The sequence below is a fragment of the Lentisphaerota bacterium genome (assembly GCA_016873675.1).
GTDB lineage: Bacteria > Verrucomicrobiota > Kiritimatiellia > RFP12 > JAAYNR01 > VGWG01.
In genome coordinates this window covers 22,622-29,288 of the sequence record VGWG01000027.1, presented here as the reverse complement: position 1 = coordinate 29,288, position 6,667 = coordinate 22,622, and the positions used below count along the sequence as shown (strand labels likewise).

The following is a 6,667-nucleotide window of genomic DNA, read 5'->3' as shown; positions in this document are numbered from 1 at the left end:
CAGGGCAAACGCATCTAATTTCTGAACCTTTGTCAGTTTCTGGTTCAGGGATTGCTTCATTGCCTTTTTCCGAAGGCCGGTCGGGTTCTCTGACCATCCACTGCGCGTTCCGGCGGGAAAGCAGGTCGATGGGCCCGGTTTCGTCCAAAGCGGCGGCCGGGGCGAGGCCTCGCGCCGTCGCTCGGGCATGCGCCTTGAGCCGTCACGCGGGGTCGATGCCGAGGAGAGCGAGCAGGTAGTCGTTGCTCCATCCGGCCTTTTTGACCTTCAGGCGCGTGCTGAGCTTGGTGTTCTCGCGCTTGGCCGCGTTGAGGGCGAGGCGCCGCAGGGTGGCGAGGTTCTGCGCGGCATGGCCGTGGCGGGCGCGGCTCTGGTCCTCCCTGAACGTGACGTCCAGAAGCCAATGGACTTTGTTTTCGATGCCCCAGTGGAGGCGGGCGGCCCTGGCGAACGTCCAGACGCCGCGCCCCAGGCTGAGCAGGAAGTAGCGGCGCTCGATCGTCACGGCACCCGCGACCTCGCGGACGGACTCGACCGCGCCGAAGCTCTTCAGGCCCTCCCACTTGCTGCGGTCCGCGAACCAGCCCGTGTCGCAGCTCTGCCAGAAGCGACGGGTCTCGATCCGCCCGTGGTCCTTCTCCACAGTCTCGCAATGGCCGAGTTCTTGGTCGGAGCCGGGGTTCTCCTGCCACCGGGCGATCGCGTCGTCCATGTAGCTCCTGACCTCGTCGTGGACGGTCTCCTGGTTGCCCTTCAGGGCGAGGACGTAGTCGGCGTCGGCGTCCACGATCTCGCGGGCTATCTTCCTCTGGCACCCCATCGCGTCGATCGTCACGATGCAGCCCTTCAGCTCGAGCGCCCGCAGCAGCTGCGGGATCGCCGTGATTTCGTTGCTCTTCTCGTCCACCTTCATCTGGCCGAGCACCAGCCCGTTATCCGAGGCCCAGGCGCTCACGACGTACGGCAGCGCATCCCCCTTGCCCTTCCCCAGCGCCCGGCGCAGCGCCTTGCCGTCGATGGCCACGATCTCGCCGGAGACCGCGGCCCGCAGCCCCTGTGTCCAGCGCACGAAGCGTTCACCGAACGCCGCAGGGTCGAGCGCTTGGAACACCCGGTTGAAGGTGTCGTGCGACGGGATGCCGTTGGGCAGTTCGAGGAAGCCGCGGAACCACGCCTCCTTGGACAGCCCGAACTGCTCCATGTCGCTGAAGCCCTCGCCGCCGGCGAGGGTGGCGCAGAAGCCGATGACCAGGATGTCGATCAGCTTGTGGCATCGGGTCCGATCGAGGCGCGGATCCGGCATCGTCCCGAAGCAGTCGATCAGGCTGACGGGGACGCTTCCAGGTGTGACTGAAGGATCGGTTGACATAATGTATAGTATTCTATATACTTCGGCCATGAAGTCAACACGCGAATCGATTATCGGGAAGATGGCCGCCATCGGGCGGATGGAGAGGGGCAAGCTCTGCCCGATGCGGGGCGGCCGCTACTACAACCTCCAGTCTTGGGAGGGCGGCCGCAACGTGGTGCGCTATGTGCCCGCCTCCGAGGTGAGGGCCGTCGCACAGGCGGTCGAGGGGTACAAAAAGTTCATGGGGCTGGCGGAACGCTACGCCGATCTGGTGGTCCTGGACACGCGGAAGACCGCATTGGCAGCAAGAAATGAACCAAAAAAAGTCAAAAAGAAGGAAATTTAGATGCGTTTGCCCTGGACTTTTTGACGCCCGGCATTGACGGGCGGGGCCGAAAGCCGTATGATAACGCCGTTTTTTGGTCGGCAAATAACGCGAACAGCATGGTTTTCGGTTTGTTTCGGATGTTCTCTGGGCTGATAGCGTCACGTGCGAATTCAAGCGGCATGGGTTACGACGACATGAACGCGAACAGTGGACACAAGCCGGCGCACAGCCGATGCGCGATGCAGTCCCGCCAGCGGGAACTGGAACGCCTGCGGCGGATGACTATCGAAGACAGAGTCCGTTCGGCTCTAACGATGGGCAGCAGGTTTGCGTGGATTCGACCTGTCGCCGCGGGGCAGCGCCCATGAACGACGCCGACGCGATCCTTCACGCCGCCGAGGATGTCGTCACCATCCTGAGACAACATCGCGTGGATGCCGTCGTGATCGGCGCGGTCGCGCTGGCGGCCTTCCACTACGTTCGATACACCGAGGACGTTGACTTGGGAGTCAATGCCGATCTTCCGACGCTACGCGCCGTCGCGGACGCGTTACGTCGCGGCGGCTACGCGGTGGAACTTCGCGAACCTGACGCAACAGACCCGCTGGGGGGCGTGATGGACGTGAGCGGTCCCTTCGGCCTCATTCAGGTGGTCAGTTTCGCAGGCCGTTTCCCTGCCGTCGTTGACGATGCGGTGCGCCTGTCCAGCGCGGTGGTGAGGGTTGGTAGTCCACTTCGACTCGTTCCGTTTCCCCAGCTCATCGCGTTGAAGCTCTACGCCGGCGGGTTCAAATCCAAGGCCGACATTGTCGAGTTGCTGGCGCGCAACCCGGATTTCGACTTGGACGAAGTTCGCAGGACTTGCGCCCGTTATCGCCTTGCGGGCCTCGACGAGCTGATCGAGGAATCCGGCATCTCCATCCAGTAATCCAACGGGTAGGGCTGCGGCGTCCCGCCGCGCCGCAGGTGAAAGGGAATGAAACCAACACCCAACACCCAATACCCAACGACGCCGAACAAAGCCTTGCACGTCCGGTGTGGAACGCGGTATCTTCTTCCTGAACCCTGAACCCTGAACCCTGAACCCTTTCCGTGCCCAGGCTGGAGCCGTACGATGATCAAAATAGTCCTGCTGTTTCTGAAGCTCCTGCGCGGGCTGGCCGTTCTGTGCGCCCTCTACTTTATCTGGCAGGCCGTGGTGTTCCTGCGGCAGCGGCCGGAGCCGTACACCGAGGCCGAGTCGCGGGCCGTGGCGGCCGCCTGCGACGAGGCGGCGCGGCGTATCGCGTCCTCCGAGCCGGGCGCACTCCGCATCGGGGTCGCCCATTTCATTGGTGACCGCCGCGACGCCGTGACCGTCGCGATGCGCCGGGCGCTGGCGGCGCGCGACGGCTTGAGCGTCGTCGATGGTTCGCCGATCCGGAAGTTTCTGGCGGATATGGCGCAGGCGCTGGGCGCGGCCGTCAGCCTCGACGAGGCGCTGCACGCCGGGGGCCGGGTGGAGCTGGATGCCGTGGTTGCGGGCCGCGTGCGCACTGAGGCGGCCGGTTTTCGCGGCCGCGCCGTGCTCGATGTGCGGGCTTACGACGTGCGCGCCGGGCGCTGGCTGCTGCGTGAGGAGGTTGTCGGCGTCTGGTGTCCCGGACCGCTGACCCGCCTCGCGCTGCGCGCGCAGCGGCTGGGCTGGGGGCTGCGGCTGGCGCTGTGGCTGGGGTTCGTGGCGGCTTTGCCGTGGCTGACCCCCTTCGGCACGCGCTGGGCGATGGCGCGCCGCTCCAATGCGGCGAGTTTCGCGCTGCTGGCGGCCACCGTGGCCGTGGATCTGGCGGCCGGGGTGACGCTGTTCCGCTTCACGGCCGATGGCTTTGCGGCCTGGGCGCTTTTTTTTGTGGCGGCGGCGGCCTGTGCAGGTTACACTTTCTGGGCATGCGAGCGGGTGGCGGAGTGGTGAAGGCTTCGCGGTGTGAACGATCGTTTCTCGGATGATCCCATGTCCTCCAAATCCACCGATACCATTAAGACCGTGATCGGCACGATCGGACTCATAGCTGGCGCGGTGCTGAGCCTGAACGAGCTGGGCCGTCGGCATCTGCCGATCTATGTGACGGCCGGCATTGTCGTGGTCACGCTGGCCGTGATCGCCGGCGAGATCCTCTCGGCGCGGCGCAAGAGCGTTCGCGCCACGGCGGAGAAGGCCGCCGATGCCGCCGCGGAGGCCGCCTGCGTGAGCACGACGGCCCGGCGTGTGCGGCAGGCTTCGGGTCCCGGCGAGGCGGCGATCGCGTGCGATCCCGACGGCCGGATCGTGATCCGAGTTGGGCGGCCGCGTCAGGGAGGGGCGCGCCCATGAGCCGGACCGAAGCGGAATTGCTGGCCGAGTTCAACGCGGGTCATGCCAGTGAGGAGCGGGCAGTTTTGGCCCGCGCGCTGCTGGCCGAAGCGTTGTGGGAGGCGCCATGCGCCTGCTGCGGACGAACGGCGTTTGCCGCCGAGCGCGCCGCGGGTTGGTCGCGCTTCGAATGTCCCGAGTGCCACGGGGTCACGTGGGTCGGGCGCCACGACGGCGCGCTGGCGGTTCTTTCCGGCAGCCGTCGCCGCGAGCTGCTGCGCGAAGCCCGCCGCCGCGCGTGGTATTGTCCCGAACACGACGGCACGCGCGTCCGGGTGGTCGCCGTCGAGAGCGATCCTCTCGACCCCTCGGCCGCGGTCGTCCGCTACGTCTGCCGCCGGTCCCGCGGCTGGTTTCGTTCCGCCCGCGCGCACACCGGCGTGATCCGGGTGAGCCTGTTGGCGATGGAGTAGCAAAGTATGAACTGGACGTTGTTCACGAGCACCTTTGTGATGATCTTTCTGGCCGAGCTGGGCGACAAGACGCAACTGGCGGTGATGAGCCAGTCGGGCGCCAACGCCTCGTTCAAGCTCACCGTCTTTGCCGCCGGCGCGCTGGCGCTCACGGCGTCCACGGCCATCGGCGTGCTGGCCGGCGGGCTGCTGCAGAAGCTCGTCCCCGACGAGCGCTACATCAAGCTGGCGGGCGGCGCGCTGTTTCTGGTCTTCGGCGCGCTGATGCTGCGCGAGGGGATTGCGCCGCGGGCGGCCGCAGCCCGGGCGGAGCGGGTTGCGGCGCCGGGCGTGCTGGCCCGGCTCGTGCTGCGGCAGGCCGCAGCCTTCGAGCGCGCGGCCCTGGATGATTATCGCGCGCTGGCGGCCCGGGCCTCCACCGCCCGCGTGCGCGAGGTGTTTGAGCGGATCGCCGCCGAAGAGGCGGCGCACGGCGCGCTGATGGAGCAGATGGACGCCACGGTGCATGAGGTCGAACTCCAGGCCGCGCTGCCGGCCGCCGAAGGGCTGATGCACGACGTGGCGGCCGATGCCGTAGCGGGCGGCCCCGGCCCGGACCGCGATTTGCTGACGCATGCGATCGAGCACGAGCGCGCCACGGCGGCCTTCTACCGGGCGATGGAGGCGGGCTGCATGATTCCGTCGCTGCGCGGCGCGTTTGCCCGCTCGGCGGCCGACGAGGAGCGCCATGCCGCGTGGATGCAGGCGATGCTGGAGGCGTGAACCATGGCCGATTGGATCGACATACGGAAGGATCCGGCGCATGTGGCGCGCGAGCGCGAAAAGGCCCGCGGGCTGCGTCAGACCGTCTGGTGGCGCCGGCAAATCGACGGCGGAGTCTGCCACTATTGCGGCAAACAGTTCCCGGCCTCTGAGTTGACGATGGATCATGTCGTGCCCGTCGCCCGCGGCGGCCGGAGCGTGAAGGGCAACGTCGTACCCGCCTGCGCCGCCTGCAACCGATCCAAGTCGTTCCTGACGCCGGCCGAGCGGATTCTGGATGAACTGGGAGAGGTGCCATGAGCGAGCCGCGCATTACGCTCTCGCCCCGGATAGCGGATCGCGTATGCGATGTCCGGATGGAGGGGGATTGGCGTGGGGGGACGCCGGCGCTCGCGCCTGCGGATGTGGTGCGCGAGGCGGCGGGCTGCGGCGCGGTCGTGTGCGACGCGACCGCAGTTACGGACTGGCACAGCGGCTTGCCGGTATTCTGTCTGCAGCTCCAGCGGCGGTGCCAGGCGGCCGGGATCGCCTGCCGCTGGACCGGCCTGCCCGAGGGCGTGCGACGGCTGCTGGCGCTGGCGGAGGCCGCGCCTGTGCGGAGTGTGGCGCACCGGGAGCCGGGGCCCTGGCTCGCGCGGGTCGCGGACCACGCGCAGGAAGCTTGGGCGGCGGGTGTCGACGGACTGGCGTTTGTGGGCGAGGTGGTGGCGGGGTTCGGCCGCCTGTTTACGGGCCGCTCGGCCTGCCGCCGCACCGACGTCACGGCGTTCATGGCGGCCTGCGGCGCGGAGGCGCTGCCGATTATCTCCCTCATCAGCATCCTGGTCGGGCTGATTTTCGCGTTTGTCGGCGCGGCGCAACTGGTGATGTTTGGTGCCCAGATCTACGTCGCCGGATTGGTCGGCATCGCGGTGGTGCGGGTCATGGGCGCGGTCATGACGGGGGTTGTTCTGGCCGGGCGGACCGGCGCGGCGTTTGCCGCGCAACTGGGGACGATGCAGGTGAACGAGGAGGTGGACGCCCTGGCCACGCTCGGGGTCGAACCGATCGACTTTCTGGTGCTGCCGCGGCTGATCGCCCTCGCGCTCATGATGCCGCTGCTGTGTCTCTACGCCAGCGCGATGGGCATTCTGGGCGGCCTGGCGGTCGGGGTGTGGCTGTTCGAGATCACGCCGCTGGAATACATCCAGATGACGCGGGATGTGGTGCGCGTCCAGGATTTATGGGTGGGGCTGCTGCACGGGGCCTTTTTCGGCGTTCTGGTTGCGCTCACCGGGTGCTACAAGGGATTGCGATGCGGTCGCAACGCCGCCGCTGTGGGGGAGGCGGCGACCGGGGCGGTCGTCAACGGGATCATCAGCATCATTGTGGCGACGGCCCTTGTCACGGTCATGTGCAACGCATTGGGGATTTGAGACGGACAC

At 67.3% G+C, this 6,667-nt stretch carries 9 protein-coding genes; 7 read left to right on the top strand and 2 right to left on the bottom strand.

What is annotated here, in order from left to right:
• Window positions 1-202 precede the first annotated feature (202 nt).
• A complete protein-coding gene (locus FJ222_05445; GenBank protein ID MBM4163867.1) occupies window positions 203-1,369 on the bottom strand; it encodes an ISAs1 family transposase in 1,167 nt (388 codons plus the stop codon).
• A 1-nt stretch (window position 1,370) separates the two neighbouring features.
• Between FJ222_05445 and FJ222_05440 the strand changes: the two genes are divergently transcribed.
• From FJ222_05440 to FJ222_05430, 3 genes are all read left to right on the top strand, one after another.
• Complete coding sequence (locus FJ222_05440) at window positions 1,371-1,697, top strand: hypothetical protein (protein ID MBM4163866.1); 327 nt, start codon at window positions 1,371-1,373, stop codon at window positions 1,695-1,697.
• 346 nt (window positions 1,698-2,043) lie between these two features.
• Window positions 2,044-2,607 (top strand): hypothetical protein, encoded by a 564-nt coding sequence (locus FJ222_05435; protein MBM4163865.1) that lies wholly within the window; start codon window positions 2,044-2,046, stop codon window positions 2,605-2,607.
• 186 nt (window positions 2,608-2,793) lie between these two features.
• A complete protein-coding gene (locus FJ222_05430) occupies window positions 2,794-3,630 on the top strand; it encodes a hypothetical protein (protein ID MBM4163864.1) in 837 nt (278 codons plus the stop codon).
• 172 nt (window positions 3,631-3,802) lie between these two features.
• Here FJ222_05430 and FJ222_05425 read toward each other — a convergent pair whose 3' ends face one another.
• Window positions 3,803-4,027, bottom strand: coding sequence for a hypothetical protein (locus FJ222_05425; protein MBM4163863.1), 225 nt, complete (start codon window positions 4,025-4,027; stop codon window positions 3,803-3,805).
• On the opposite strand from FJ222_05425, the gene FJ222_05420 reads away from it, so the two are divergent.
• Genes FJ222_05420 through FJ222_05405 form a run of 4 tightly spaced genes read left to right on the top strand, consistent with a single transcriptional unit; the run spans window position 4,026 to window position 6,658 of the window.
• A complete protein-coding gene (locus FJ222_05420) occupies window positions 4,026-4,481 on the top strand; it encodes a hypothetical protein (protein MBM4163862.1) in 456 nt (151 codons plus the stop codon). The two genes, FJ222_05425 and FJ222_05420, sit on opposite strands and share 2 nt — an antisense overlap.
• 6 nt (window positions 4,482-4,487) lie before the next feature.
• Entirely contained in the window at window positions 4,488-5,243 is a 756-nt protein-coding gene (locus FJ222_05415; protein MBM4163861.1) for a hypothetical protein, read from the top strand.
• A 3-nt stretch (window positions 5,244-5,246) separates the two neighbouring features.
• The gene (locus FJ222_05410; protein MBM4163860.1) at window positions 5,247-5,543 is read left to right on the top strand and encodes an HNH endonuclease; all 297 of its coding nucleotides are present in this window, start codon (window positions 5,247-5,249) and stop codon (window positions 5,541-5,543) included.
• The gene (locus FJ222_05405) at window positions 5,540-6,658 is read left to right on the top strand and encodes an ABC transporter permease (GenBank protein ID MBM4163859.1); all 1,119 of its coding nucleotides are present in this window, start codon (window positions 5,540-5,542) and stop codon (window positions 6,656-6,658) included. The genes FJ222_05410 and FJ222_05405 overlap by 4 nt, the downstream gene beginning before the upstream one ends.
• Window positions 6,659-6,667 lie beyond the last annotated feature (9 nt).

What these genes read in the sequence shown, in the direction of transcription:
- FJ222_05445 (MBM4163867.1), bottom strand. Translation starts at nt 1,369, where the DNA reads ATGTCAACCGATCCTTCAGTCACACCTGGAAGCGTCCCCGTCAGCCTG.
- FJ222_05440 (MBM4163866.1), top strand. Translation starts at nt 1,371, where the DNA reads ATGTATAGTATTCTATATACTTCGGCCATGAAGTCAACACGCGAATCG.
- FJ222_05435 (MBM4163865.1), top strand. Translation starts at nt 2,044, where the DNA reads ATGAACGACGCCGACGCGATCCTTCACGCCGCCGAGGATGTCGTCACC.
- FJ222_05430 (MBM4163864.1), top strand. Translation starts at nt 2,794, where the DNA reads ATGATCAAAATAGTCCTGCTGTTTCTGAAGCTCCTGCGCGGGCTGGCC.
- FJ222_05420 (MBM4163862.1), top strand. Translation starts at nt 4,026, where the DNA reads ATGAGCCGGACCGAAGCGGAATTGCTGGCCGAGTTCAACGCGGGTCAT.
- FJ222_05425 (MBM4163863.1), bottom strand. Translation starts at nt 4,027, where the DNA reads ATGGGCGCGCCCCTCCCTGACGCGGCCGCCCAACTCGGATCACGATCC.
- FJ222_05415 (MBM4163861.1), top strand. Translation starts at nt 4,488, where the DNA reads ATGAACTGGACGTTGTTCACGAGCACCTTTGTGATGATCTTTCTGGCC.
- FJ222_05410 (MBM4163860.1), top strand. Translation starts at nt 5,247, where the DNA reads ATGGCCGATTGGATCGACATACGGAAGGATCCGGCGCATGTGGCGCGC.
- FJ222_05405 (MBM4163859.1), top strand. Translation starts at nt 5,540, where the DNA reads ATGAGCGAGCCGCGCATTACGCTCTCGCCCCGGATAGCGGATCGCGTA.